This is a genomic window from Nonomuraea purpurea (assembly GCF_042650645.1).
Lineage (GTDB): Bacteria > Actinomycetota > Actinomycetes > Streptosporangiales > Streptosporangiaceae > Nonomuraea > Nonomuraea purpurea.
This window is the reverse complement of record NZ_JBHSBI010000001.1, coordinates 629,867-655,946: the sequence shown is the minus strand read 5'-3', so window position 1 is coordinate 655,946 and position 26,080 is coordinate 629,867. Positions and strand designations below refer to the sequence as shown.

22 protein-coding genes are annotated in these 26,080 nt (G+C 69.4%); 13 read left to right on the top strand and 9 right to left on the bottom strand.

Features of this window, described 5'->3' with window-relative positions; translation table 11 throughout:
- The first annotated feature begins 1 nt into the window (after window position 1).
- The 3 genes from ACFOY2_RS03015 (at window position 2) to ACFOY2_RS03005 (ending at window position 5,728) form a co-directional block, all read left to right on the top strand.
- Window positions 2-769, top strand: a complete 768-nt coding sequence (locus ACFOY2_RS03015) for an RraA family protein (protein WP_357815227.1) — start codon at window positions 2-4, stop codon at window positions 767-769.
- Window positions 766-2,577 carry a right-handed parallel beta-helix repeat-containing protein gene (locus ACFOY2_RS03010; protein ID WP_379526332.1) on the top strand — a complete coding sequence of 604 codons (1,812 nt, stop codon included), beginning with the start codon at window positions 766-768 and terminating at the stop codon, window positions 2,575-2,577. The genes ACFOY2_RS03015 and ACFOY2_RS03010 overlap by 4 nt, the downstream gene beginning before the upstream one ends.
- Before the next feature lie 193 nt (window positions 2,578-2,770).
- On the top strand, window positions 2,771-5,728 hold the full coding sequence (locus tag ACFOY2_RS03005; RefSeq protein ID WP_379526331.1) for a glycosyl hydrolase: 2,958 nt from the start codon (window positions 2,771-2,773) through the stop codon (window positions 5,726-5,728).
- Between the two features lie 118 nt (window positions 5,729-5,846).
- Here ACFOY2_RS03005 and ACFOY2_RS03000 read toward each other — a convergent pair whose 3' ends face one another.
- Window positions 5,847-6,806, bottom strand: a complete 960-nt coding sequence (locus ACFOY2_RS03000) for a helix-turn-helix transcriptional regulator (RefSeq protein WP_379526330.1) — start codon at window positions 6,804-6,806, stop codon at window positions 5,847-5,849.
- 62 nt (window positions 6,807-6,868) lie between these two features.
- Here ACFOY2_RS03000 and ACFOY2_RS02995 point away from each other — a divergent pair, with 62 nt between their 5' ends.
- Both ACFOY2_RS02995 and ACFOY2_RS02990 read left to right on the top strand, forming a co-directional pair.
- A complete protein-coding gene (locus ACFOY2_RS02995) occupies window positions 6,869-7,441 on the top strand; it encodes a DinB family protein (RefSeq protein WP_379526329.1) in 573 nt (190 codons plus the stop codon).
- Window position 7,442: 1 nt separating this feature from the next.
- Window positions 7,443-7,880, top strand: a complete 438-nt coding sequence (locus ACFOY2_RS02990; RefSeq protein ID WP_379526328.1) for a VOC family protein — start codon at window positions 7,443-7,445, stop codon at window positions 7,878-7,880.
- A gap of 128 nt (window positions 7,881-8,008) precedes the next feature.
- On the opposite strand, the gene ACFOY2_RS02985 is transcribed toward ACFOY2_RS02990, so the two are convergent.
- Entirely contained in the window at window positions 8,009-8,278 is a 270-nt protein-coding gene (locus ACFOY2_RS02985) for a hypothetical protein (RefSeq protein WP_379526327.1), read from the bottom strand.
- A 379-nt stretch (window positions 8,279-8,657) separates the two neighbouring features.
- Window positions 8,658-8,963 carry a hypothetical protein gene (locus ACFOY2_RS02980; protein WP_379526326.1) on the bottom strand — a complete coding sequence of 102 codons (306 nt, stop codon included), beginning with the start codon at window positions 8,961-8,963 and terminating at the stop codon, window positions 8,658-8,660.
- A gap of 161 nt (window positions 8,964-9,124) precedes the next feature.
- On the opposite strand from ACFOY2_RS02980, the gene ACFOY2_RS02975 reads away from it, so the two are divergent.
- Window positions 9,125-9,397 carry a winged helix-turn-helix domain-containing protein gene (locus tag ACFOY2_RS02975; RefSeq protein ID WP_379526325.1) on the top strand — a complete coding sequence of 91 codons (273 nt, stop codon included), beginning with the start codon at window positions 9,125-9,127 and terminating at the stop codon, window positions 9,395-9,397.
- A gap of 24 nt (window positions 9,398-9,421) precedes the next feature.
- On the opposite strand, the gene ACFOY2_RS02970 is transcribed toward ACFOY2_RS02975, so the two are convergent.
- A complete protein-coding gene (locus ACFOY2_RS02970; protein WP_379526324.1) occupies window positions 9,422-10,636 on the bottom strand; it encodes a plasmid pRiA4b ORF-3 family protein in 1,215 nt (404 codons plus the stop codon).
- Window positions 10,637-10,850: 214 nt separating this feature from the next.
- Here ACFOY2_RS02970 and ACFOY2_RS02965 point away from each other — a divergent pair, with 214 nt between their 5' ends.
- Both ACFOY2_RS02965 and ACFOY2_RS02960 read left to right on the top strand, forming a co-directional pair.
- Window positions 10,851-11,867 (top strand): LacI family DNA-binding transcriptional regulator, encoded by a 1,017-nt coding sequence (locus ACFOY2_RS02965; protein ID WP_379526323.1) that lies wholly within the window; start codon window positions 10,851-10,853, stop codon window positions 11,865-11,867.
- Between the two features lie 124 nt (window positions 11,868-11,991).
- Entirely contained in the window at window positions 11,992-13,449 is a 1,458-nt protein-coding gene (locus ACFOY2_RS02960; protein WP_379526322.1) for an ATP-binding protein, read from the top strand.
- 40 nt (window positions 13,450-13,489) lie between these two features.
- On the opposite strand, the gene ACFOY2_RS02955 is transcribed toward ACFOY2_RS02960, so the two are convergent.
- The 5 genes from ACFOY2_RS02955 to ACFOY2_RS02935 all read right to left on the bottom strand — a co-directional run bounded on the left by ACFOY2_RS02955 (window position 13,490) and on the right by ACFOY2_RS02935 (window position 18,350).
- Window positions 13,490-14,359, bottom strand: coding sequence for a hypothetical protein (locus ACFOY2_RS02955; protein ID WP_379526321.1), 870 nt, complete (start codon window positions 14,357-14,359; stop codon window positions 13,490-13,492).
- A gap of 102 nt (window positions 14,360-14,461) precedes the next feature.
- Window positions 14,462-15,337 (bottom strand): nucleoside hydrolase, encoded by an 876-nt coding sequence (locus ACFOY2_RS02950; RefSeq protein WP_379526320.1) that lies wholly within the window; start codon window positions 15,335-15,337, stop codon window positions 14,462-14,464.
- 18 nt (window positions 15,338-15,355) lie between these two features.
- Complete coding sequence (locus tag ACFOY2_RS02945) at window positions 15,356-16,174, bottom strand: carbohydrate ABC transporter permease (protein WP_379526319.1); 819 nt, start codon at window positions 16,172-16,174, stop codon at window positions 15,356-15,358.
- Window positions 16,175-16,176: 2 nt separating this feature from the next.
- Window positions 16,177-17,016 carry a carbohydrate ABC transporter permease gene (locus ACFOY2_RS02940; RefSeq protein ID WP_379526318.1) on the bottom strand — a complete coding sequence of 280 codons (840 nt, stop codon included), beginning with the start codon at window positions 17,014-17,016 and terminating at the stop codon, window positions 16,177-16,179.
- Between the two features lie 53 nt (window positions 17,017-17,069).
- Window positions 17,070-18,350, bottom strand: a complete 1,281-nt coding sequence (locus ACFOY2_RS02935) for an ABC transporter substrate-binding protein (RefSeq protein ID WP_379526317.1) — start codon at window positions 18,348-18,350, stop codon at window positions 17,070-17,072.
- A gap of 188 nt (window positions 18,351-18,538) precedes the next feature.
- Here ACFOY2_RS02935 and ACFOY2_RS02930 point away from each other — a divergent pair, with 188 nt between their 5' ends.
- From ACFOY2_RS02930 to ACFOY2_RS02910, 5 genes are all read left to right on the top strand, one after another.
- Entirely contained in the window at window positions 18,539-19,978 is a 1,440-nt protein-coding gene (locus tag ACFOY2_RS02930) for a pectinesterase family protein (RefSeq protein ID WP_379526316.1), read from the top strand.
- Window positions 19,979-19,998: 20 nt separating this feature from the next.
- Complete coding sequence (locus tag ACFOY2_RS02925) at window positions 19,999-21,240, top strand: hypothetical protein (protein WP_379526315.1); 1,242 nt, start codon at window positions 19,999-20,001, stop codon at window positions 21,238-21,240.
- Window positions 21,241-21,323: 83 nt separating this feature from the next.
- The gene (locus ACFOY2_RS02920; RefSeq protein WP_379526314.1) at window positions 21,324-22,187 is read left to right on the top strand and encodes a nucleoside hydrolase; all 864 of its coding nucleotides are present in this window, start codon (window positions 21,324-21,326) and stop codon (window positions 22,185-22,187) included.
- A gap of 32 nt (window positions 22,188-22,219) precedes the next feature.
- Window positions 22,220-23,233 (top strand): sugar-binding transcriptional regulator, encoded by a 1,014-nt coding sequence (locus ACFOY2_RS02915; RefSeq protein ID WP_379526313.1) that lies wholly within the window; start codon window positions 22,220-22,222, stop codon window positions 23,231-23,233.
- Between the two features lie 502 nt (window positions 23,234-23,735).
- The gene (locus tag ACFOY2_RS02910) at window positions 23,736-26,063 is read left to right on the top strand and encodes an Ig-like domain-containing protein (RefSeq protein ID WP_379526312.1); all 2,328 of its coding nucleotides are present in this window, start codon (window positions 23,736-23,738) and stop codon (window positions 26,061-26,063) included.
- Window positions 26,064-26,080: the final 17 nt, after the last annotated feature.

Sequence of the window (26,080 nt, the reverse complement as noted above, 5' to 3'; positions counted from 1 at the left end):
CATGGACGACGCCATCTGGGATCTCCCTGTTCGCGGGGCGCTGCCCGCCGGACCCGATCCCACCCTCGTGGAGGGGCTGGCGCGGATCAGTTCGGCCACCGCCTGCGCCAAGCTGCACGCCCAGGGCATCCGGCGGACCTTCATCGAGGGACCGCGTCCCATAGCGCCGGGGCAGAAGATCGCCGGCCGGGTCCGCACGCTGCAGTTCATGCCGCAGCGTGAGGACATCGCCTCCGGTCTCGGTCAGGAGTACGTCGAGCGGCACACGGCGCTGTGGCACGTGCTGGAGGCGGTCGAGCCCGGCGACGTGCTCGTGGTGCAGGCCTACGGCAGCGCGTACACCGGCTGCTTCGGCGACATGCTGGTGCGCTACTTCAAGCGCAAGGGCGGCGCGGCCATCGTGGTGGACGGCCGGATCAGGGACCTGCCCAGGGTGAGCGGCCTCGGCGTGCCGATCTGGTGCACGGGCGCGACCCCGCACTACGCCTCGCAGGCCGAGCTGTTCCCGTGGGCCTACGACGTGCCGGTGGCCGTCGGCGGGGCGCTCGCGCTGCCCGGCGACCTGTGCGTGGCCGACGACGACGGCGCCGTGGTCGTGCCGCGCCGACGCGCCGCCTCGGTGCTGGAGGCCGCCGCCGACCACGAGCAGTGGGAGCTCTACAGCCGCGCCCGCATCGAAGAGGGCGGGGCGCTTTCCGACTACTACCCCCTCACCCCCGAGACCCGCGCCGAGTACGAGCGGTGGCGGAAAGTGAAGGAGAACCAGTGATCCTCAGGTCCCTGGGCGCGATCGTCTTACTCCTGGGCGGAGTGACGGCCCCGACGCCGACGGCGGCACGACCCTCGTGTGACTACTACGTCTCCACCACCGGCAACGATCGGGGCGACGGCACCGCCCAGCGCCCGTGGAAGTCCATCGAGCAGGCCCGCGACCAGCTTCGGGCCAAGAAGCGGCAGCAGAAGTGCGACATCGTGGTCAACGTCAAGGCCGGTGACTACGTCGTCGACAAGACCATCGAGTTCACCGAGGCCGACTCCGGCGAGAACGGCCACAAGATCACCTACCGCAGCGCCGACGGCCCCGGCAAGGCCCGCCTGCTCGGCGCCAGGCCGCTGACCGGCTGGCAGAAGTACAACGACAACATCTACAAGACCAAGGTCGACAGGAACTTCTACACGCTGTTCGAGGACGGCAAGCGCGCCACCACCGCCCGCTACCCGAACAGGAAGAGCGACGACCTGTGGTCGCCGTACCTGTTCTCGGTGCTCGGCGAGCCGGAGAAGGAGGCGGTGCGCCAATGGCTGTACTTCAAGCCGGAGGACGTGCCCCAGGAGTGGGACGCCGACTTCGACAAGAACGCCCAGGTCGTGGTCTGGTCGGGCGGTTCGTGGAGCTGGTTCACCGACACGGTGCCGCTGGGCGGCGCCGACTTCCGCAAGAACTTCTTCACGCTCAACCACTGGGCCCGCTACGCCTTCGTCAACAGCCGCAGCGGCTCGCGTTACTTCCTGCAGAACACGCTGCGTTTCCTGGACCAGCCGGGCGAGTACTACTTCGACTTCGCCAACAGCGAGGTCTACTACTGGCCGAAGGGCTCGATCGACAAGGTCGTGGCCCCGACGGTCAAGACGATCCTGTCGCTCAAGGGCAGCAGCCCCGACCGGCGCGTGCAGAACCTCGGCTTCGACGGGCTGGCCCTGCAGTACAGCGACTTCGTCGACTGGTACAGGGCCGGGTGGATCAGCGAGGGTGACTCGGGTTACGAGCACAAGTACCCCGTCTACGACCGGCAGATCGAGATGCCGCGCAACCGGTTCGGCATGATCACGGTGACCAACTCCCGCGACATCGACCTGACCAGGCTGAAGCTGTCCGACACCGGATTCATGGGCATCTACATGCTGTTCGACAACGAGCGGGTCAAGGTGGCCGACAGCCTGCTGGAGAACATCGGCGCCGACGGCATCAAGGTCGAGGGCGGTTACCCCGGCGAAGGCGATATTTCCGGACATCACACGATAAGCAATAACTACATCTACCACGTCGGCGAGCTGGTGCCCGGCGACGCGGCCGGCATCGAGCTGATGAGCACGGGCAACAACACCGTCAGCAACATCGTCGTCAAGCACAGCGCCCGCTACGGCATCAGCCTCGAAGTGCGTCCCGAGGTCAAGAACGAGGACAACTACGCCCGCAACAACTCCTTCTCCTACATCCGCCTGGAAGAGACCGGCCTGGACAGCGGCGACATGGGCGCCTTCTACACCTACGGCGTCAGCAACACCGAACCGCACCTGAAGGACAACCAGGTCAAGCAGATGGTGATCGGCGACGTCATCAACGACCCCGGCGGCGCCATGCCGGACAGCGGGACGCGCGGCGTGCACATGGACGCCGGCGGCTGCGGCTTCACCTTCGAGAACATCGAGGTCGGCAAGGTCAGCGACGACAAGTACCAGAGCTACAAGTGCAACGACGTCACGAACGCCAACTGGGCCGACGGCTTCGACGCCTCGAAGATGGAGTACGACAAGATCGGCGTCACGAGCGCGTTCCCGTACCCGATCCCCGAATAACCCACTGACGGGGGGCGCCGGGACCGCACACCCGGCGCCCCATCGGGCCAACCTCGGGCGCGCCCGCCCGCCCAACCTCGGGCGCGCCTGCCGGACCGACAACGGCGGGCGCCCGTGGGACCCACCTCAGGCGGCCCGCCCAGCTTTGCGCGCCCCCGCACGACCAGCATCCGGCGACCCCCTGGAGCGCATCGTGACCGACCTGACGCGCCGTGGCTTCCTCGCCCTCGGCGCCACCGCCACGCTCGCCACCGCCGCCTCCCCTGCCTCCGCCTCCTCCACGCCCATATCCGCTTCCCTCACTTCCGTTTCCGCCTCCGGCCGTCGTCCCGGGGCCGAGTGGTTCGCCAGGCCGAGGCGTGCCGTGCGGCCGATGGTGCGCTGGTGGTGGCCCGACGCCCATGTCGACCCCGCCGAGATCAGGCGCGAGATCGACCAGCTCGCCGACGCCGGCTTCGGCGGCGCGGAGATCGCGGCCGTGCACCACAGCATCCGCGACAAGTCCGTGCTCGACCCGGCCGGGCACGGCTGGGGAGGCCGGGCGTGGAACGCCGCCGTCGAGGCCGCGCTCGATCAGGCGGCCAAGCGCGGGCTCACCATCGACCTGACCATCGGCCCTTCCTGGCCGGCCGCGGTCCCCACGATCACGCCGGAGAGCGAGGCGGCCGTCAAGGAGCTGGCCCACGGGGCGGTGACGGTGGCCGCGGGCGCCACGTACGCGGGCGAGGTGCCGCCGCCCGCCGTGGAAGGCCGTCCCGAGCGCCGGCTGCTGCTCGTCCAGGCCGCCAGGATCGATCCCGCGCACTCCACCAGGGACGAGACCGGCCTGGATCCCGGCTCCGTACGCGACGTGACCGCCCAGGTGAACGACGGGCGCATCACCTGGACCGCGCCCGCCGAGGGCGAGTGGGTGCTGATCTCCTACTGGGAGCGCGGCTCGGGCCAGAAGCCCGAGTCGGGGCCGCACACGACGCCCGAGGCGTACGTGGTGGACCACTTCAGCAGGGCGGGAACCCGGGCGGTGATCGACTACTGGGAGTCCGCGCTGCTCACCCCCGCCATCAGGCGGCTGCTGAAACGGGCGGGCGGGGCGCTGTTCGAGGACTCCATCGAGATCGAGTCGGACGCGCTGCCGTGGACGCCAGGGTTGCTCGCCGAGTTCGAGCGGCGACGCGGCTACTCCCTGGCGCCGTTCCTGCCGGTGATCGTGCTGGCGGAGGAGGACCAGGTCTACGCGTACGAGGCCGTGCTGACCAGGCATGCGCGCAAGGACTACTGGGACACGATCTCCGAGCTGTTCAACGAGCACCACTTCACCGTGCTGCGCGACTGGGCGCACTCGCTGGGGCTGGAGTTGCGGGCGCAGCCGTACGGGCTGCGTACGGACGCCATCGCCAGCGCGGCCATCCTGGACGTGGCCGAGGGCGAGTCGCTCGGCTTCAAGAACCTCGACGACTACCGCTGCCTGGCCGGCGGCCGGGATCTGGCCGGACGGGAGGTGTTGTCGTGCGAGGCCGGGGCCTACCAGGGCGGGGCGTACACGACGACCTGGGACAAACTCCTGCGCACGATGGGCGGGGCGTACGCGGCCGGGCTCAACCAGACCGTCCTGCACGGTTTCTCCTACGCCAGTGCACCCGGCGCGGCCTGGCCCGGCTTCGCGGCCTTCACGCCGTACGACGGAAAGGCCGGGTACGCGGAATCGTGGGGCCCGCGCCAGCCGACCTGGCACCACATCACCGATATTTCTGGATATTTCGCCCGCGTCCACCAGGTCCTCCGCGAAGGCGCGCCCCGCGCCGACGTGGCCGTGCTGCGCCAGACCGGCTACACCAAGACCGGGATCGGCGCCGGCTGGTTCACCGCCTCCGGGGTGCCCATCGGCTGGACCCACCAGTTCGTCACCGAGCCGCTGCTCGACCTGCCGGCCGCCAGGGTCGCTCGCGGACGGCTGGCGCCGGACGGGCCCGCGTACAAGGCGCTGTTCGTGGAGGGCGACAAGTTCTCCTCCGGGGAGTGCACGATGACGGTCGCGGTGGCGCGGCGGCTGCTGGAGTACGCCGGGGCGGGGCTGCCCATCGTGCTGCTCGGCGACTGGAGCGCCGCCTCGGTGCCGGGCGTCGGGGACAACACGCGGCTGCGGGCCCTGGTGGCCGAACTGCTGTCACGTCCGACCGTACGGGCGGTCGCGGCGGCGGCCGACGTCCCCGCCGCGCTGGACGCCCTCGGCGTACGCCCCGACGTGCGCTACGCCACCGCCTCCACGCTGCTCACGGCGCGGCGGGTGGCCGGGGACGTCGACTACTACTACCTGTGCAACGGCAAGCACGTCGAGAACCCCAAGCCGCCCATCGCGTCCATCGACCACGAGGTCACGCTGGCGCGCACGTCAGGGGACGGGGTGCCGTACCTGCTCGACCCGTGGACGGGACGCGTCGAGCGGGCGGCGCGCTACACGGTGGACGACGGCGGGATCCGGCTTCGGGTGACGCTGCGGCCCGGCGAGTCGGCGATCGTGGCGATCGGGCCGCCCGGCCTGTTCGGAACGAGGGCCGGGCGACTGCCGCACGTCACCGCGACGGACGCCGACGTCGTCCGCTACGACGGAAGATCGCTGGTGGTCCGCGCCTCACGCGCGGGAACGTACACGACCACGCTCTCCGACGGCCGGACCATCACCTCCGTGATCGGGGACGTGCCGCAGCCGTCGGAGTTGTCGTCATGGCGGCTGCGCGTGGAGGACTGGCGGCCGGGAACCATCCCCGGGGAGACCGCCAAGACGATCCACGAGCTGCTCCTGGACCGCCTCGCCCCCTGGTCGGACATCCCGGACTTAGCTGACGTATCAGGCGTCGGAACATACACCTGCGAGATCACGCTGAACTCCCCTGCCATCCTGGACCTCGGCGAGATCACCGACACCTGCCGGGTACGCGTCAACGGGCGGCGGCTCGACCCCGTCGATCCACTCAACCCGGTCGTGGAGCTCGGACGCGGCGACAACGTCATCGAGGTCGAGGTGGCGACCCCGCTCGGCAACCGGCTCAGGATTTCGGACCCTGCGGTCTACGGCGGACTGGCGCGCCAGCCGTACGGACTCATCGGCCCCGCGCGGCTACTGCCATACCTGGAGACACCACTCCGCCCATAACCATCACGAGCCTTCCCGTACCCTGCCCCCAAATCCAACGGGAATCCTCCGCACCAGGGCGAAGCACCAGCGTACGGGGGCGCTTCGAGGCCCCGCCCACGCGTCCGGCCTCAACGTGTCAGGCGGTCCCGGCCATCTCCGCGAGGCGGCGGGCGAGCAGGGCGGCGGCCTCGCGCAGCTCCGCAGGCTCCAGCACCTCCGCCTCGAAGCCCAGCCTGGCCACGTGCATCGCGAGCCAGTCCAGGTTCTCCCCGCCGGCGACGAGCACGCACCACCCGTCGCGATCGTCCTCGACCCGCCCCACCTGGGGCGGCACCAGCTCCCGCACCTGGTCGGGCCGGGCGTGCACCCGCACCCGGGCGAGATACCGGTACGGCGCCTCGGTCACCGAGCGCTGCACGTAGGCGACCGGGTCCGGATGTTCCCTCGGCCGGAAGCGCCAGGTCGTCGCCGCCGCCTCGCGCATCCGGTCCAGCCGGAAGGTACGCCAGTCGTCGCGGTCGACGTCCCAGGCCATCAGGTACCAGCGGCGGCCGGTGGCGACCATCCGCACCGGCTCGACCGTGCGCTCACTCTCCCCGCCTTCACGGGCGGCGTACCGGAAGCGCACCCGCACGGCGTCGCGGCAGGCCCGCGCGAGCGTCACCAGCAGCTCCTGGTCGATCTCCACCCCGGGGCCGACCAGGGTATCGGTGGCGCCGTGCACCGCCCGAACCTCGGAGCGCAGGCGGGGCGGCATCACCTGGTCGAGCTTCGCCAGCGCCCGCAGCGCAGCCTCGCCCGCCCCGGCGACCGTGCCTCCCGACGCCAGCCGCAACGACACCGCCGTCGCGATCGCCTCCTCGTCGTCGAAGAGCAGCGGCGGCAGCCGGGTGCCGGCGCCGAGCTGGTAGCCGCCGCCGACGCCCGCCATCGCGTGCACGGGGTAGCCGAGCGTGCGCAGCCGCTCCACGTCGCGGCGCACCGAACGATCGGTGACCCCAAGCTCGGCGGCGAGCTCGGCAGCGGTCCAGGACGGCCGGTGCTGCAGCAGCGCCAGCAGCCGCAGCACGCGTTCGGTCGTGGCCTCGACGGTCATACGCTCATCGTTTCACAGATCTAGGAACGAATCTGTCCGCTATCTGCGGGAAGGTGACCTGCATGACGGACCAAACCTGGAACCCTTTGCTCCGTGACCAGCTCACCTGGCACTGGACCCATCAATTGCGCGAACGCCTCGACGGACTCACCGACGAGGAGTACTTCTGGGAACCCGCGCCCGACTGCTGGAGCGTGCGCCCGCGCGGCACCGGTACCGTACCGGCGCAGTTCGGGTCCGGGGCGATGACCATCGACTACGCGGTGCCGGTAACCGACCCGCAGCCGTTCACGACGATCGCCTGGCGACTCGGGCACGTCATCGTCGGGGTGCTCGCGCTGCGCAACGCCTCCCACTTCGGCCGCGCGCCCGCCGACTACGACTCGTTCGAGTACGCCGCGACCGCGACCGAGGCCCTGGCCCAACTCGACGCGGAGTACGCCACGTGGCTGGCCGGAGTCGAGTCCCTCGGCGAAACCGGCCTCGCCCGCCCATGCGGCGAGGCGGAGGGAACCTTCGCCGAGTATCCGCTGGCAGCACTGGTGCTGCACATCCACCGCGAACTGATCCACCACCTGGCCGAGGTATGCCTGCTCCGCGACCTCTACCTGCACACCCACCGGGAGGCGAGCTGACATGGCCCGCGACGTTCAGATCACCTTCGACTGCGCCGACCCTGCCGCCCTGGCGGCATTCTGGGCCGAAACCCTCGGCTACCGACTGCAGGCCCCACCTGCGGGCTTCGAGTCGTGGGAGCAAGCCCTGGAGACGATGGGCGTACCGCCCGAGCGCCGCAACGACGCCTCGGCGGTCATCGACCCCGACGGCTCAGGACCTCGGCTGTTCTTCCAGCGGGTACCGGAACACAAGCAGGCCAAGAACCGCGTCCACCTCGACGTGCGGGCCGCCCCCGGACTCGACGGCGACGCACGGATGGCCGCCCTGGAGGCGGAGGCCGAACGCCTCATCTCCCACGGCGCCGTCCGACTCCAGCGCCACGAGCCCGCTCCCCCACTCGACGCCGGCCACATCCTGATGGCCGACCCGGAGGGCAACGAGTTCTGCCTCGACTGACCAGCCGTGCGGCGGGCCGGGCGACGTGACCAGTCGGGGGCTGGTCCGCGCCGGTTCTTGAACCCCAGCGAAGAGAACAACCGCCAACCCGCCCACACGGTGCACTTGGACGTGAAGAACGAAGGACGCTAACGGTCCTGTCCGCCCGGTTCGCTGAACAGGTCTTGGATGGTCTCGGCAGTGAGCGCGCAGGCGCCCCAGGCGTGGAGCTGGGCGAGGTCGGTACAGGCGGTGATGCGGGCGAGGACGTCAGCTGTGACATCGAGGCCGCGGGCGACCAGCACGAGCAGCAGAACTTCGACCGCGTTCTCTATCCTGCCTACGGCGTTGTCCTCTTCGTAGCCGCACGCAAAGAGGTGTTCACCGGCATGATGGTCCAGGTCGGAGGCTCCTTCCATGCGATGAGAGCGTACGTGGGGGCAGGCGGTTGCCCAATAGGGATGAACAGGTCGATCTGGAGGTCGCCGACCTTGCGGGGGAAACCGGGGCCGCTCACCTGCCGAACCGGTTCAGTGGCGAGCCGCCGCACACGCATGACGGCATTGTAGATTTCCGGTGCCAAGTGAGGCTGCTCGGTGAGAACCTCGATGACCGGGGCTTTCAGGGGGGTTAGCATGACACTTATTGTCACACATTGAAGACGGAGAGTGATTGCGATTCGCTCGAACAGATTCGAAAGGATCTGGTGCTCGACGCTCAGACTCTCACTGCTGGCCGACAACCATGCCTGGAGTGCAGATCCCGGTCAGCTCACCAGGATGCGCATGGCCACCGGCGCTACCACGCGCCGCCTTCAAGCAGGACGTTCCACAGCCGCTTCGCTTCCGCATCTCGCAGCCAAGGGCTCTCGCTGACCCGATTGCCCTTGGCCGTCCGCTCCGTCCTGCGGATATGACCCAGACCGCCCGCCACGCACAGCTCGTACACCGTCGGCGAGCAGTCGCACGTATGGGTTCGGACTCGGATGGCGCAGGTTCTGGCCACCGACGCGGACCAGTCGATCGCGGCGCATCCCTCCTTCGGGGGCTTGGGGTGCGGGCCGTGATATTCCTCAGCGAGGCCGCCGTCGTACAGATCCGTCATCTGCTCTCCCCTTCACCTTGAGGGACCGACGCAAGCACGCGGCTCGCCGATGTCGCAGCAACCATAGCGAAGCCTATCCCAACCTGTACATGCCTAGTCAGGGATCGTCTTGAACTACTTGGTCTATGTATGGAAGTTAGTGACGGTTTAAGGTCCGCCCTGTGATACTGCCTGACACACCTTGGACCGCCGACGACTGGAATCCGGAGTTCTACCGGTACGAGCAGATCGCCGACTGGATCGGAGAACGGATCGAAGCCGGTGACTACCCACCGCGCACCGTGTTGTCCGAGGTGGGACTCCAGAACTACTTCAGCGTCGGCCGCGCGACCATTCGCAAGGCGTTCGAGATTCTCCGCGAACGCAGGCTGATCATCACCAAGCCGGGAAGAGGATCCGTCGTCCTCCGTCGTGAGAGCGACGACGGATCATAAGAGGTGAGGCGATAGCAACATCTGTCAGGCGATCCGCAGCACCGCCCGCCGGGCCGTCTCCGCGTCGAAACGCGCGGGGTCGAAGTCGGCGGCGCTCGGCAAGCCCGCCCAGCGGACGAGATGCTCGTGCTCTTCATGACCGGGATCGGCCAGCGCCTTCCTGAACTCGCGGTAGCCCCACGTCCCGCCGCAGTCCTCCGGCGGGCACGCGCCCTCCCCCGCCACGACCACCGGGTACGCGACGCCGTCCTCGGCCTCCATCGTCCGCTCGACGACGAGCTCATGCTCCCAGCTGTCGCCGAAGTCGTACTCCCAGCCGATCCGCGCCCCCGCAACCTCGGCCAGCGTGACCGCCGTCTCGTCCAGCAGGCCGTCGTCCCATTCCCGTGAGGGCTGGCCATAACGTTGCCCGCCTGCGGTGAAGACGTGCAGGTGGTAATCGGCCCACCCCATGGTCGCGGCCAGAATGCGGTGCAGCCGGGACAGCGGGACCCCGGCCGACACGCGCAGCCTCCGCCAGACCACCGGGTCGTCGGTGTCCAGCAACGTGACCTTCAGCTCGTACACCGGCTCTCCCGGGCCCGCCTCGCCGAGGCCACACCGTACCGCCTCATGTCCGGGTGGGGTCAGGACGACCTCCTCGCCGGTGAGCTCGATGGCGCCGAGTTGCCGCAGCACGTCCAGCATCCGTTCGGTGTCCCGGTCATTGGCTCTTCGCACGAACTCCGGTCTGGCGATGACGTACGGTGCCGACGCGCGTTCCCAGGACAGCTCGTACAACTCCGTCAGCGGCGCCGGGCCGCCGTACAACCGGGTCAGCAGCGCACGTGACACCGGCGCGAACTCCCAATAGAGCATCGACTCGCTCGCCGGGCAGACGGCCTCCACCAGCTGTGAGAACGTCTCGAATGCCGCCTGCCACAACGCATCCGAGCGAGCGAGCAGCGGCGCGGCCTTCTTCACCGGAACCAGCCGCCCCTTCACCACCCGCACCAGGCCGATGGCCTTGGCCCAGAGAAAGACCTGCAGCACCCCAGACAGTTCGGCGCTGGACCTGGTCTTGAACACCCGCCCCCCGATGTCGGGGTCGACCACGTCGCCTGTCTCCAGCAGGGTCACCAGGGCCCGGGCGTCGGCCAGCGTGATCTGGCCGGTGGCGGTCAGTTTCCGCCCCGCACCGACCCACTCGGTGAACGCCCGCAACCGCCGCAGCGCAGGAGGCCCCTCTGTCTCACGCATGCGCCCAGTCAACTACACCCCGCTCGGCAACCGGCTCAGGGTCCCGGATCCGGCGGGGCGTTCGCGGCAGCCGTACGGGTTCGCCGGATCGGTGCGGAGGCCGTTCGCGGCAGGCGTGCGAGCTTGCCGGATTCGTACGGGCTGATGCCTTGCCGGGAGGGCCCGGATCGGCTGGGCCGTAAGCTGGGTGCGTGGCTGCCGGGGTGAGACGCGCGTGGTGACGCGCAACGACGTGGCGAAGCTGGCGGGCACCTCGCCGGCCGTCGTCAGCTACGTCATCAACAACGGGCCCAGGCCCGTCTCCGAGTCGGCCAGGCAGCGCGTCCTGGCCGCGGTCGCGGAGCTCGGCTACCGCCCCAACGCCGTAGCCAGGTCGCTGCGCGCCCGGCGGTCCTGGACCATCGGCGTGATCGCCTCTGACAGCGCGGGCGGCACGAGCCCGTTCTTCGGCCAGTTCACCCGCGCGTGCGAGGAGGTGGCCTGGCAGCGGGGCTACTCCGTGCTGCTCGGCAACTCCGCCGAGGACCCGGCGCGCGCCGAGAGCTACCTCAGGAGCTTCCTGGAACGGCAGGTCGACGGGCTGGTGCTGATGCGGGTGCCGGTCGCGGCCGAGCGGGCCGAGGAGATGCGGCGCGTCCCCGTGGTCACCATCGACCACCAGGCCCCGCCGTTCTTCTCCCGGCTCGCGGTGGACGACGAGGAGGGCGGCTACCAGGCCACCCGCCACCTGCTCGAACACGGCCACCGCCGCATCGGCTACGTGGCGGGGCCGCTGGACGTCACGCCCGTCGAGCTGCGGGCGGCCGGCTGGCGCAGGGCGTTGCGCGAGGCGGGGGCGGAGCCGGGTCCCCTCGCGGAGGGCGCGTTGAGCTTGGAGGGCGGCTATGACGTCGCCTACCGGCTGCTGTCGTCCGGCCCGCGCCCGACGGCGCTGTTCGCCTCCATCGACGACCAGGCCATCGGCGCCATGCGCGCCGCCGCCGACCTCGGACTGCGGGTGCCGCAGGACGTGGCGGTGGCCGGGTTCGACGGAGCCAGGGAGGCCGCCTACACCGTCCCGGGGCTGACCACGATCAGCCAGCCGATCGAGGCGATAGCCAGGCACGCGACCGAGACCCTGGTGGGCGCCATCGAGTCCGACGCCGGCGACCCGCTCACCAAGATCTTCTCCGCCACCCTGGTGACCCGCGGCTCCTGCGGCTGCCCCGAGCCCCGCCTGCGCCAGGGCTGAAACTCCCGCTTGCTCTGAGCTGAGGACGTCGCCCCGCCCTCAGGGCCGGCAGCCGGGCTCGCGATGGCCCCCGCGATGAATGTAGAACTAGACTTATTATAAGTACACTTCTACATTGTTCCCTGTGGACATCGTGAAGCCCTCAGAGATCTTCGACCGTGAGGCGGAGTGGGCCGAACTGCTCGACTTCATCGGCGATGAGTCTCCGTTCCCGACGCTCGGCGTGGTGTCGGGCAGACGACGCCGGGGAAAGACGCTGCTGCTCGGCTCCATCTGCGACGCGGCAGGGGGCATCTACATCGAAGGCACCGAGGCGGTTCCCGCAGAGCACTTTCACGTGATCGGCGAGCAACTGGCCGCCCGGCTCGGCAGTCCCGCCCCGCTCCACTTCACCTCCTGGCGCGCGGTCATCGATGCCATTCTCGACATGGAGACGTCATCACCGCTTCCCGTGGTGATCGACGAGTTCCCCTACCTGGTCAAGGTCTCCCCCGAGCTGCCATCCGTCCTTCAGGCGGCCCTGGACCTGCGGCGACGCAAGGGGGGAGCGCCGATCCGGCTGATCCTCTGCGGCTCCGCTCTCACGTTCATGGGCGGACTGCTGGCCGGGAACGCGCCGCTTCGGGGCAGAGCGGGGCTGGAGCTCGTCGTTCCCACGCTGGACTACCAGCTGGCCGCAGAGTTCTGGCAGATCAGCGATCCCCGGCTCGCCCTGCTGACGCATGCCGTCGTGGGCGGCACACCCGCCTACCGACGCGAATACGTGCGCGACGACGCCCCGCGATCGCTCGCCGACTTCGACGCCTGGGTCAAGCGCGCGGTGCTGAATCCCGCCCGGCCGCTCTTCCGGGAGGCGCGCTACCTTCTCGCCGAGGAGCCTGACCTGCGTGATCCCGCCCTGTATCACTCTGTCCTGGCAGCGGTGGCGGAGGGAAACGCCTCGCGCGGCGGCATCGCCAATTATCTCGGACGCAAGGCCACGGACATCAATCACCCCCTCGCCGTCCTGGAAGACGCGGGGCTGCTGGCCAAATCCCCCGACATGCTGCGTGCGGCCCGCCCGCTGTACCGGATCACGGAACCATTGATCACCTTCTACCACTCCGTGATGCGCCCCGCGTGGCGAGAACTCGAACGCCGACGGGCCGACCAGGTGTGGAAGCGCAGCCGTGACCGATTCCTGGGCGGAGTGGTGGGGCCGCACTTCGAGGAGGTCTGCCGTGCGTGGGCCGCGGACTTCGCCGGAGCCGAGGCGTTCGGGGACGTTCCCGCGGAGGTCGGTCGCGGTGTCGTCAACGATCCCGAACGCCGGACCAGCCACAAGATCGACGTCGTCGTCCTGGCCGAGCCCGACGGCGGGCCGCGCAAGGTGCTCTCACTGGGAGAGGTCAAGTGGGGGGACGTCATGTGCGAGGGGCATGTCGAGCGTCTGCGCCGCGTTCGCGACCTGCTCGCGGGCCGAGGCTATGACATGAGCTCGACCCGGCTCGCCTGCTACAGCGCCGCCGGGTTCGATGCTGATCTGCTCGCCGCGGCAGACGGCGAGGTCATGCTGGTCGATCCTGAGCGCCTCTACTCCTGAAGGTGGAGTCGCCGCTCTGGCCCAGGCTGCGGGACCCTACTTACGGGGTGCCTTGGGTATCGGCCCCGGCCGGTTCGTCAAACAGGTCTTCGATGGTCCGGGCCGTCGCCGCACGATCACCCCACGCTTCGAGCTGGGCAAGGTCGGTGCAGGCCGCGATCCGGCTACGGGCGTCGTCCGGGACGTCGAGACCGCGGGCAGCCAACATGCGCAACAGCATCCTGGCCGCACCCGCCGCGGCCCCCTCCGCCCTGCCTTCTTCGCGGCCGCGGCCGAAGTGTTCGCGCGCGAAGGGACTGTGGACCAGCCAAGTAGTGGATGCCATGATCTCCTCCAAGAGAAGCCGAGCCGCGGGCGCGGACGCGCTGTAAGCCAATTCATAGTACTTCGCAGCTTCTTCGGCAGGGACGCCTTGCAGCGCTGCGTGAAATGTCTCGATGACCTTCCGATCGAGGCCATGAACCATGACGGACATGACCGCAAGCCCCAGGTCGCCGGCGGCCTCCTGGGGGTCGGTGATGGCCGGAATGTCGGCCGGCCCCAGCACCTGAGCCTGCAGGCGGTAACCGGTCAGCCCGGAATCGATCGGCTTGGCGTAGTGGGTGGCGGTGGCCTGGTCGGGGCAGACGACCAGGACCGTGACGTCGCAACGCAGCATCAGCCACAGCGCGGCGGCGTAGCGGGCGAGCTGCCGGGGATCTTTGGACTTGTCCTGCTGGATCTCCACGATGACGGCGTGCGCGGGAGATTGCGGTGGCCCCAGACTGAAGACCAGATCGGACTCGATGTCGTCGGAGGTCCGCGTGTTGAAGGTACGCTCCTCTATCTGAATCAGTGGCGTGTTGGGCAGCTCCACTCCCATGAGGTCACGCAGGATCTCCACTACCAACCGGGGCTGGTCGGTGAACATCTGGACGAGAGCGTCGTGTCGGGGGGACGGCATGGCACTCATTGTCACACATCAAACACGCAAGGTGACGAAGATTTGATCGAATGAGGCCGAGTACTGCGTCTAAGCGGCGGCGGCGGCGATGCGGCGGACGATCTCCTGGGCGACCTGCAGGGGTGGGGCGGAGGTGGTGACCCGGGTGCGGCCGTCGCCGGGTTCGAAGGTGCTGGACCCGTCCGGTCCCACGCTCACCCGTCCCTCCGGGCTGAAGGTGAACAGGTCGGGGGCCACCATGGTCAGCACGGTGATCGGGTCGTGCGGGCAGTTCCACTCCTCGTTCCAGAAGCGCCACCACTGCTCGATCTCCGCCTTCAGCGCCTCCCCCAGCGGCCCGGCCCCCGCGATGGCGCTCACGTCGCCAGCGTCCATGCGCACCGTCGTGGTGATCTCCAGGCCGGTCACCGTGATCGGCGCGCCGGAGGCGAAGACGACGGCCGCCGCCTCCGGGTCGGACTTGAGGTTGTGCTCGGGCTCGGGGTCGTCGAAGCGCCCGCCCATGATCCACAGGTGCCGGACGTCGCGGGCGAAGGACGGGGCGGCGGTGATGGCGTGGGCGATGTTGGTGAGCGGCCCCACCGCGACCACGTCCACCTCGCCGGGCGCGGACGTCACCCGATCGACCAGGTACGCCACGGCGTCTCCCGGGTCCACCCGCTCGGTGTCCAGGTCGGGGAAGAGCTTGCCTTCGTGCCCGGCCCACCAGACGTTCCTGTCGGTCAGCGTCTTGACGGCCCCCGGGATGACGGGGAGCGCGGCCCTGCCGCCCAGCTTGGCCAGGCGCTTGGCCAGCCGGGCCCGCAGCAGCGTGTCGCCGTAGACGGTGGTGCAGCCGGCCAGGTCCACCTCGGGCGAGCCGAGCAGGACGGCGAGCGCGAGCGCGTCGTCCACGTCGGTGCCGATGTCGGTGTCGAAGATGACGCGCATGGTCGGGGAAGCCATGGTGACCTTTCGTCTGGGCTACTTGAGCCCGGTGGTGGCGATGGACTGCGTGAAGTGCCGCTGGAAACGCAGGATGATCAGCAGGGGGATGATCGTCAGGACGATCGAGCCGGCGAAGAGCTGGCCGTAGTCGATGGCGAACTGGCCGCGCATGTTCGCCAGCGCGATGGGGCCGAGTTGGTGGGCGGTGTCGGTGCCGATGAGCAGCGGCCAGACGTACGACTGCCACTGGAAGATGAACAGCGTCAGCCCCGCGCTCACCAGAGCCGGCCGGGAGAGCGGCAGGTAGATCCTGGTGAACACCCCGAACCACCCCAGGCCGTCGATGCGCGCGGCCTCGACCAGGTCGCCGGGGACGGCCAGGAAGAACTGCCGCAGCAGGAAGATGGCCAGGCCGTGGCCGAGTCCCGGCAGGATCAGGCCGGCGTAGGTGTTGCTCAGGTCCCAGTCGCGGAACAGCGTGGCCAGCGGGATCGCGATCGCGTCGAAGGGGATGAGGAAGCTGAGCACCACGATCGCGAACAGCGCCCCCTGGCCCTTGAAGCGCAGCGCCGACAGCCCGAACGCGGCCGCCGCCGAGATCAGCAGCCCCGCCGCCACGGTGACCAGCGCCACGATCAGGGAGTTGAGGATGGCGCGGCCGAAGTCGCCGGTGGCCAGGCTCGCGTAGTTGCCGAGCGTGGGGTTGACGGGGACGAGCGTCTCCCATGACAGCCGCGAGATGTGCTGGAAGATCTCCGAGCCGCCGCGCAGCGAGCTGGACAGAGCCCACAGCAACGGCAGGGCGAAGGCCAGCCCGATCAGCGTGGCGAGCAGCGTGTACAGGCGTCTGGACACGGTCAGTCCCTCCCGCGCAGGAGCCGGAACTGGACGATCACCACGGCCAGCACGAGCAGCACCAGCAGCATGACCTCGGCCTGCGCCAGGCTCAGGTCGCCCACGCTGTAGGCGCGGGTGAAGATGTCGAACATGGTGACGTTCGTCGATCCCTGCGGGCCGCCGTTGGTGAGCATCTGGACGGGGGCGAAGACGAGGAAGTTGGAGACGGTGTCGGCCACCAGCACGAACGCCAACGGTCTGCGCAGCAGGGGCAGCGTGACGTGCCAGAACCGCGCCCAGGCCGAGGCCCCGTCGATGGCGGCGGCCTCGTACAGGGAGCTGGGGATGTCCTGCAGGCCCGCGATGAGGAACATCATCCAGTAGCCGACGCCGATCCACGACAGCAGCACGATCAGCGACCACAGGGCCTGGCCCGGCGAGGTCAGGAACGGCTGCGGCGGGATGCCGAGCACGCTCAGCACCGAGTTCAGCAGGCCGTCGGGACGGTAGGCGACGCTCCAGATGGCCGCGGAGACCGCGGGCGGGACGGCGATGGGCAGGATCACCAGCACGCGCAGGAAGCGGACGCCGGCGAAGCGGCGGGTGAACAGCACCGCCAGCGCCAGGGCGGCGGCTATCTGGAGCGGGTTGACGATCACGCTGAACAGCAGTGTGACGCGGACGCTCTGCAGGAACGTCGGATCGGAGAAAAGCGTGGCGTAGTTGCCCAGGCCCACGAACGAGGTCTCGCCGGTGACGAGGCTGGTGTGGCTCAGGCTGCTCGCGAACGCCATGACGGCGGGGACCAGCCGGAGCACGACCAGCGCGATCAGGGCCGGGGCCAGGAACGCCAGCGACACGAGCACGGGTCTGCCGGCGAACCGGCCCCGGCGCGCCCCTCGGTGTGGGCCTGTCATCGGAGCTGGGCCCAGGCGGTGGTGATCTCCTGTGTGGCCTGCTGGAGCCGGCTCCTGGGATCGGCGCCGTTGCGGATGTCGGCGAACGCCTTGGTCATGACGTCCTCGAACTGGATGTAGCCGACCGAACGGGGCCGCGCGACGGCGGTGTGCTCGGCGTCGTAGGTCATGATGGCGCCCACGCCCTTGCTCTTGTCGCCGGCGAGCGCGTCGAGGGTCGGCACGTATTTCTCGAAGGCGGCCCGGTTCGACGGGATGATGGTAGTCGCCTTCGTGGTCAGCAGGTTGCCCTCGGGGTCGAGGGCGGCGTACTCGAGGAACTTCCGCGCGAGCTGCTGGTTCTCCGAGGCCGGGTTGATGCCCCACGACCACGAGCCGGTCGGCGTGACCTGCTTGCCGCCCGCGAAGTACGGGTAGGGCGCGACGCCCCAGTCGAGGTCCTTGGCCGCGGCGAAGCCGCCGACGTCCCACGGGCCGCCGGCGAAGAAGGCCGCCTTGCCCTCGGTGAACAGCGGCGAGGTCTGGAACGAGCCCACCCCGCGCGGCGCCAGCTTGCCGTCGAACAGGGAGTGGTACCAGGTCATCGCCTTGACCCAGCCGTCGGTGGTCAGCGCGGGCGTGAGCATGTCCTGCCCGGTGATCCCGGATCCACCGCCGAGCGACTCGGCCAGGCTCTGCAACTGGTAGTACTGCTCGATCTGCTCGGGGATGAAGGCCCACTGGGCGCCGCCCTCGCCCTGGGCCTTCTTGCCGGCCTCGATCGTCTGCTCCCACGTCCAGCGCTTGGCGGGATCGCTGGACGGCGGGCTCACCCCGGCCTTCTTCAAGAGGGTCTTGTTGTAGAAGAGGAACTGGTCGGAGGTCCAGATCGGGACGGACCAGAGCTTGCCGTTGTGCTCGTTGACGTCGTACTGGGCGGGCAGGACGGCCTGCTTGACGCGGTCTTTCCAGTCGCTCAGGTCGGCGAGGAAGCCGCGGGTGGCCAGCGCCGCGACGCGCGGCTGATCGACGGTGTAGACGTCGATGGTGTCGTCCTTGGCGGCCAGCCGCTGCTGGAGCGTGGCGTTGAGCTGGTCGAAGGGGATCTGCGTGTAGGCGACCTTGGCGCCGGGGTTCTTGGCCTGGAAGCCGTCGATCACGGGCTGGAACGTCTTGGGGTCCTCGGGACCGACGAACCGCAGCGTGTTCGAGGCCGTGTCACCTCCGCCGCCTCCACCGGATCCGCAGCCGGCCGCCAGGACGGTCAGGAGGCTCGCGAGGGCCAGGCACTTTTTCATGGCTTTGCTCCTTCTGGCCGCTGACCAGGTCATTCGAGTGGGTCTACACGTGTCAACAGCCGGGGTGCCCGTCAGCTTGCCACGAACCCGAGCACACAGACAAGACCTCACACTCTTGACCGATCACCGTGAGACGCCTACATATATATTCACACCTCAATATCCATTCGGCTCGCAGAGAGGTGAATGTGAAGGCATCACTCACGGCGCTCATGGCGGCCACTACCCTCGTCTTAGGTCTGGCTCCACCGGCGACGGCCGAGGCGGGCGCGCGGTTCTCCGTTCCCGGGCGGGCGAAGAGCACCTGCGCGGACGCGCCGTTGACGATCCGTTTCCCGTCCCCGCCGACGCTCGGCTCCTCCGGGGCGATCGAGGTGCGGCGCGCCGACGGCACCCTGGCCGACCGCATCGAGGCCGCGTCGGCCAAGACCGACAGGAAGAACATCGGCGGCGCCCTGTCCGACACGGGCCTGCCGCACGAGTTCTCGTACGAGTCGATCATGATCGACGGCGACACCGCCCGCGTCTACCCGCACCGGCAGTTCGAGTACGGCCAGGAGTACTACGTCACCGTCGACCCGGGCGTCTTCACGGGGTTCGACGGCGTCCAGGACCCGCGGGCCTGGCGCTTCACCACCAGGAAGCACGCGCCCCAGGGCCGCCGCCTGACGGTCTCCGCCTCGGGCGCCGGCGACTTCTGCACCGTCCAGGGCGCCGTCGACGCCGTCCCGACCGGCAACACGACCCCGGTGACCATCGACGTGCGCCCCGGCGTCTACACCGAGATCGTCTACGTCCGCGAGGACCGCCCGCACATCACCGTGCGCGGCGCGGGCGCGCGGCGGACCACGATCCAGTACGCCAACAACGACCTGCGCAACGGCGACAAGGCGCTGAGCGACGGCGGCCCCGCCGACGTGTGCCCGCGTCGCGTCCTGGAGACCTCCGACCTGCACAACTGCTGGCGGGCGTCGTTCGGCGTGGACGCGGCCGACTTCCGGATCAGCGACGTCACGCTGCGCAACACGACGCCGGACGGCGGCTCGCAGGCCGAGGCGTTCCGCGGCAACAACGAGCGCATCGTGCTGGAACGCGTGGACCTGCGCAGCCACCAGGACACCCTGCGCCTGCAGGGCAAGGGCTTCGTCACCGACAGCCGCATCAGCGGCGACACCGACTTCGTGTGGGGCACCGGCACGGTGTTCATCCAGGACTCGGTGCTGGAGTCGACGGACTCCGGCTACATCTCGCAGAGCCGCAACGACGCGACCCGGCCGGGCGCGGTGTTCGTCCGCACCAGGCTGACGCGGGCGGCGGGCGTGCAGGACGCCTCGGTGGTGCTCAGCCGCAGCGCCGTGTGGCGCTTCACGCACAGCCAGGCGGTCTTCATCGACACCGCGATGGACGCGCACGTGGCGCCCGTCGGCTGGCAGATCGATCCGAACGACTGCGCGCAGGCCCAGTCGGCCTCCTTCTGGGAGTACCGCAGCACCGACCTGTCGGGCGGCGCGATCGACACCTCGCGACGGCTGCCCTGCTCGCGCCAGCTCACGGCCGAGGAGGCCGAGCAGTGGAGCGAGCCCTCGTTCGTCCTGGGCGGCTGGGATCCCGAGCCGGACCACCGTTGAGAGCATGGGAGCCGAAGGCAATGAACGCAGCGCGTATGGAGGACGGCATGGGCAGGCGCGCCATTTTGGGCGGGATGCTCGGCGGGATCGGCGCGGCCGTGGCCGGAGGCACGGCGGCGGCCGCCCCCGCCAACGCGGCGGCGGCCGGGCATGGGGGCAGGGCGGCGCCGCGTCCGGTCGCCCCGGTGAACCAGGAGGTCGCGGCCAGGTTCGGCCCTGAGTACAAGACGCTGCCCACCGCCTCGGCCGGCGTCGACATCGAGCCGCTGATCGGCATGACGTCGGCCGAGGACGTCGCGGCCAGGCGCAAGGCCATGATCGACTACATCTGGAAGGGCGCGGGCCTGCCTTCGGCGCGGCCGACGGTGGAGACCGGGGTGACGGCGCCCGAGTTCGCCTCGCTGACCGGCGTGCGCAGGATCGACCGGCTGACGGTCCCGCTGCGTTTCCAGGTCTCGGCCAAGGTCTACGACCTCGTGCCGCACCGCCCGTGGAACCGGAGGCTGGCCCTCTACCACAACGGGCACAGCGAGCCGTTCGACACCATGCTCCGCACGATCCAGCCGCTGCTCGAGCGCGGTTACCGGGTGATGGCCTACGCGATGCCGTTCCACCACTGGAACCAGCAGCAGATCGCCGACCCGGCCGACCCGGCGAAGCTGCTGCCCAACCCCTCGCACCGCGAGCTGCCCCCGTGGGAGAGCGCGGACTTCTCCGCGCTGACGTTCTTCCTCGAACCGCTCACCGTCACCCTGAACCACGCGCAGGCCGCCTACCGCCCCGTCTCGATCGAGATGATCGGCCTGTCCGGCGGCGGCTGGACGACCACGGTCTACTCAGCGCTCGACCCGCGCATCACCCGCAGTTATCCGGTGGCCGGGTCGCTGCCGTTCTTCCTGCGTCCGGCCGCGCCCAAGCCCCGCCCGACGATCGGCGACTGGGAGCAGACCAAGGAGGCGCTGCCCGGCTTCTACGCCGCCACCTCGGACGACTTCCTCGACATGTACGTGATGGCGTCGCTCGGCCCCGGGCGCGGCCAGCTCCAGATCCTCAACAGGTTCGACGAGTGCTGTTTCAACGGGGTCGGACACCGCGTCTACCAGAGCCCGGTGCGCGACCGGGTGACGCTGCTGGCCGGCGGGCGGCCCGAGCGGGGGCGCTGGGACTTCCTGGAGGACGCCACGCACGACGACCACACGATCTCGCCGCACGCCGTGTCCGTCATCCTCTGGGATCTTGACAGCACAAATGTCACAACATAATATCGGAATATAGATACGTTCTTGAATGCATATTCAAGCGGAGGCTCCGCATGGCGGGCAGGGCTTTTTCCCACCGGCGTAGAGTGATCATCGACACCGATGCCAAGAATGAGGCCGACGATCAATTCGCCATCGTGCACGCCCTCCTCTCCCCGAGCCTCGACATTCGCGGGCTGGTCGCCGCACATTTCGGCAACCGGCGCACCCGCAACAGCCTGGAGGAAAGCCGCGAGGAAATCGACCTGCTGCTGCGGCTGATGAAGCTCGACGGCCAGGTGCCGGTGGCGGACGGCGTCCCGTACGCGCTGCCCGACGTCGGCACGCCGGTCCGCACGCCGGGCGTGGAGCTGATCATCGACGAGGCCATGCGCGACGTGCCGGAACCGCTGTACGTGGCCTTCCTCGGGCCGCTGACCGACATGGCCTCGGCGCTGCTGCTGGAACCCCGCATCGCCGAGCGGGACGTCACCGTCGTCTGGATCGGGGGCGGCGGCTACGACGGACGCGGCCCGCAGGGCGGACGCCCCGAGTTCAACCTGTCCAACGACATCGTGGCGGCCAACATCGTCTTCTCGTCGCAGGTGCGGGTCTGGCAGGTCCCCGCGCCGACGTACCGGATGACGGCCGTCGGCTACGCCGAACTCGACGCCAAGGTGGCGCCGTGCGGCGAGATCGGCGAGTACCTGGTCCGCCAGCTCGTCGAGTGGAACGAGGGCCTGCCAGGACCGTCGATCGAGTTCCGTGCCCTGGGCGACTCCCCCGCCGTCGGGCTGATGCTCCATCCGAACTGCGGGACCTGGGTCGAGCGGCCCGCGCCGAACTTCCGCCACGACGGCTCGCACGACTTCTCCGTCCAGAACCGGCCGATCCGTGCCTACGACTCGATCGACGCACGGTTCATCCACGAGGACTTTTTCGCAAAGCTACGGGCGTTCGCCGCGAGCTAGGCGCGGGGTGGCAAGAGCGGAGGCCAGCGATCGTGGGAGCTGACAGTCAGTTCGAGAAGGGCCGCGAACCCGTGAGGTTCGGCGGACGCCGGCTCAGCCAGGAGTCCGAGCGCATGCGGCTGCTGGTGCGGGTCGCCCGCCTGTACCACGAGCACGGCGTCCGGCAGCCGCAGATCGCCGCCCAACTGCGCATCTCGCAGCCGCGCGTGTCACGGCTGCTGAAAGAGGCGGCGGAGATCGGCATCGTGCGCACGGTCGTCGTGGTGCCCAGCGGCGTGCACGCGCTGCTGGAGGAGGACCTCGAGCGCAAGTACGGCGTCGAGCAGGTCATCGTCGTGGACGCCGCCGGCGACAACCACGACGTCGTGGCCGCGCTCGGCTCCGCCGGGGCCACCTACCTCGACGCCACGCTCATCGGCGGCGAGCACCTCGGCATCTCGTCCTGGTCGGCGAGCCTGCTGGCCACCGTCGAGGCCATGCAGCGCCGTCCGGTGCGGGTGGCGGAGGAGGTCGTGCAGCTCATCGGCGGGGTGGGCAAGGGATCGGCGCAGGTCCAGGCCACCCGGCTCGCCGCCCATCTGGCCGACCTCACCGGTGCCGAGCCCGTCTTCCTGCCCGCGCCCGGCCTGGTGAGCACGCCGGGCGCCCGTCAGGCGCTGTCGGACGATCACGTCGTCCGGCAGGTGGTGGACGCGTGGTCGCGGCTGACCACCGTGCTCGTGGGGATCGGCAGCCTGGATCCGTCGCCGTTGCTGCGCGACAGCGGGAACGCCATCACCGAGTCGGACTTCGAGACGTTGCGGGAACTGGGGGCCGTGGGCGACGTCTGCCTGCGCTTCTTCGACGCCCAGGGGCGGCTGGTCGACTCGCCGCTGGAGCAGCGCATCCTCGGGATCCCGGCCGCCGACCTGCTGCGGGTGCCTCGGCGGATCGCGATCGCCGGGGGGCGGCGGAAGACGGCCGCGATTCGGGCGGCGTTGCGGGGTGGGTGGGTTAACACGCTGGTCACGGACGTCGGGGTGGCCGAACAACTCCTCAAGGACTGACCCTCCCAGGTCGACGAACGACGCCTCCGCACACCCCGAGCGACCTCGCCGGAGCACCGCACGCCGACGAACATCGTCTCCAGGCACGGACGCCCCGGCCGGCCGCCGCGCACGTTGCGCCGGACTCCACCAACCCACACCCCACCGACCCGGCGCCGAAACCCAGGAAACCTGTCCGCGGCCAGCCGAAGGGTGCACACCGACGAACCGCGTCCCCGGAACCCGTTCCGGTCGGTGGCCACGCACGTTGCACCGAACCGGAGGGTGGACGTAGCGGGTTGTCGTGTGACGCCCCGCCGTGCGTTCCCAGGGGGCGGTTTACGGTTCAGTCTATCGCCGCGAGAAAGCGCCCTTGACAGTCACAACGGTGTCGTTCACGATGTGATGAATCCACTCCATTCATGCCTGAATAAAAATTCTCACCCCACCAGCAGCGTGGCCCGGAGTCGTGCCGAATGACGGCACAGCCCTGTCTATTCGGGGCGGAAAGAGAGCGTTTCGCATGACCGAGGCCCTTGGCTTCGATCGCCACCAATCAGAATTCAGCCGCCGCGCTTTCGTGCGCTCGGCGGCCCTGGTCACCCCCGCCGTGGCCTGGACCGGCATGTCGGGGGAAGCGGCCGCGTCGATCCACCTCCAGCAGCAGGGCATGACCGGCAGCCTGGCCAACCAGGTCCCCGCCTTCCCCGGAGCCGAAGGGGCGGGCAAGTACGTCACCGGCGGCCGGGGCGGCGCCGTCTACGAGGTGACGACCCTCGACGACGACGGCCCCGGCTCGCTCAGGGAGGCGGTGGCCAAGTCCGACGGGACGGTCGTCTTCCGCGTCTCCGGGAACATCAAGATCAAGGGCGGGCTCGACATCACGGGCTCGAACCTCACCATCGCCGGTCAGACCGCCCCGGGCCACGGCATCACCGTCATCGGCAACGAGACGCAGATCAAGGGCGACAACATCATCCTGCGCCACCTGCGTTTCCGTGGCGGCGACGAGCTGGGCACCCCGATCGACACGTTCGGCGCCCGGAACGTGCGGGACATCATCATCGACCACTGCTCGTTCAGCTGGGGCGTGGACGAGTGCTTCTCCGTCTACGGCAACACCAACGTGACCGTCCAGTGGTGCGTCATCTCCGAGGGCCTGGTGAACTCGGTGCACCCCAAGGGCCGGCACGGCATGGGCGGCCTGTGGGGCGGCGACAACATCACCTACCACCACAACCTGCTCATCCACGAGAACGGCCGCAACCCGCGCTTCAGCTTCACCGAGGGCATGAGCCTGGTGGTGGACCACCGCAACAACGTGATCTACAACCCCGGGATCACGTCCTGCTACGGCGGCGAGTGGTCCAACGGCATCAACATCATCGGCAACTACTACAAGCCGGGCCCGAACACGCTGCCCCCGATCGCCAGGACGATCGTGGCCCCCGGCCGGTTCGGCCAGTGGCACGTCAGCGGCAACACGGTCGAGGGCCACGACGACCTCACTGCCGACAACACGCGTGGCATCACCTACCCGATCGGCGGCATCACGCTGTTACCCAGGCCGGTGGAGTTCGAGAACGGCATCACCGAGCAGACCCCGGCGCAGGCGTTCGCGACGGTCCTGGAGCAGGCCGGAGCCATCCTGCCGCGGCGGGACGCCATCGACGCCCGGCTGGTCAACGAGGCGCGCACCGGCACGGGACGGCACATCAACTCGCAGAAGGACGTGGGCGGCTGGCTGCCGTTGCCGACGGAGGTGCCGGCTCCCGCCGACAGCGATCACGACGGCATGCCGGACGAGTGGGAGACCGCCCAGGGGCTGAACCCGGACAGCGCCGACGACGCCAACACGGTGGACGGCAGCGGGTACACGAACCTGGAGCGCTACCTGAACTCCATCCAGCGAGCCGGGGCCCGCAACCCCGAGGTGGCGATCCTCTCCCCCAAGACCGACCAGGTGTTCGCGGCGGACACGGACAAACAGTCCATCGTCATCCAGGCCGACGCCAAGGCCCTCGACGGCGCGTCCATCGCCAAGGTCGAGTTCTTCCACGGTGACAAGAAGATCGGCGAGGCCACCGCGGCGCCGTACCAGGCGACCTGGGCGGACGCGAGCGACGGCAGCTACTGCCTGACGGCCCGCGCGACCGACAGCACCGGGTCGGCGACCACCTCGTCGCTGGTGCGGATCCACCTCACCCGCACCAGAACCCACAAGCCGTGGACGGCGCAGGACATCGGCGAGGTGCCCATCCCCGGGAGCACGGCGCTGAACAACGGTGTGTTCACGCTGAAGGGATCCGGCAAGATCGCCGGCTGGAAGGACTCCTTCCACTTCGCCCACCAGGCCGTCGGGTTCAGCAAGCGGGGCGAGGTCATGGAGATCACCGCCCGGGTGGACAACATCAGCGCGGGACACGTCGGGGCGGTGGCGGGCATCATGGTGCGCCAGGACCTCGCGCCGAACTCGCCGTTCATGCTGGCCGGCCTCGGTTACTCCGCGAGCGGCGACGACGGTTCCGGCCTGCGCGCCCTGGCCGTCAGGGTCGCCTCGAACGGCACCCAGCCCAGCGTCGGCATCTGGCCCGCCGCCGGCGAGGATCCGCTTGACGCGAAGAAGCCGTACTGGCTGCGCCTGGTCTGCCGGAGCCTTCCGACCGGAGACAACGAGTTCGAGGCCTTCTTCTCGAAGAACTCGCTGAACTGGGACCGCATCGGCTACGAGCGCATCGCGATGCGGACCGGCCGGTTCTACGTCGGCCTGGCGGTCGACGGGAACCAGGAGGCGAACGCCGTCCACCCCTACACCACGGCCACGTTCAGCCTCGTCAAGGTCAATCGATAGACCAACTGGAGCACGTC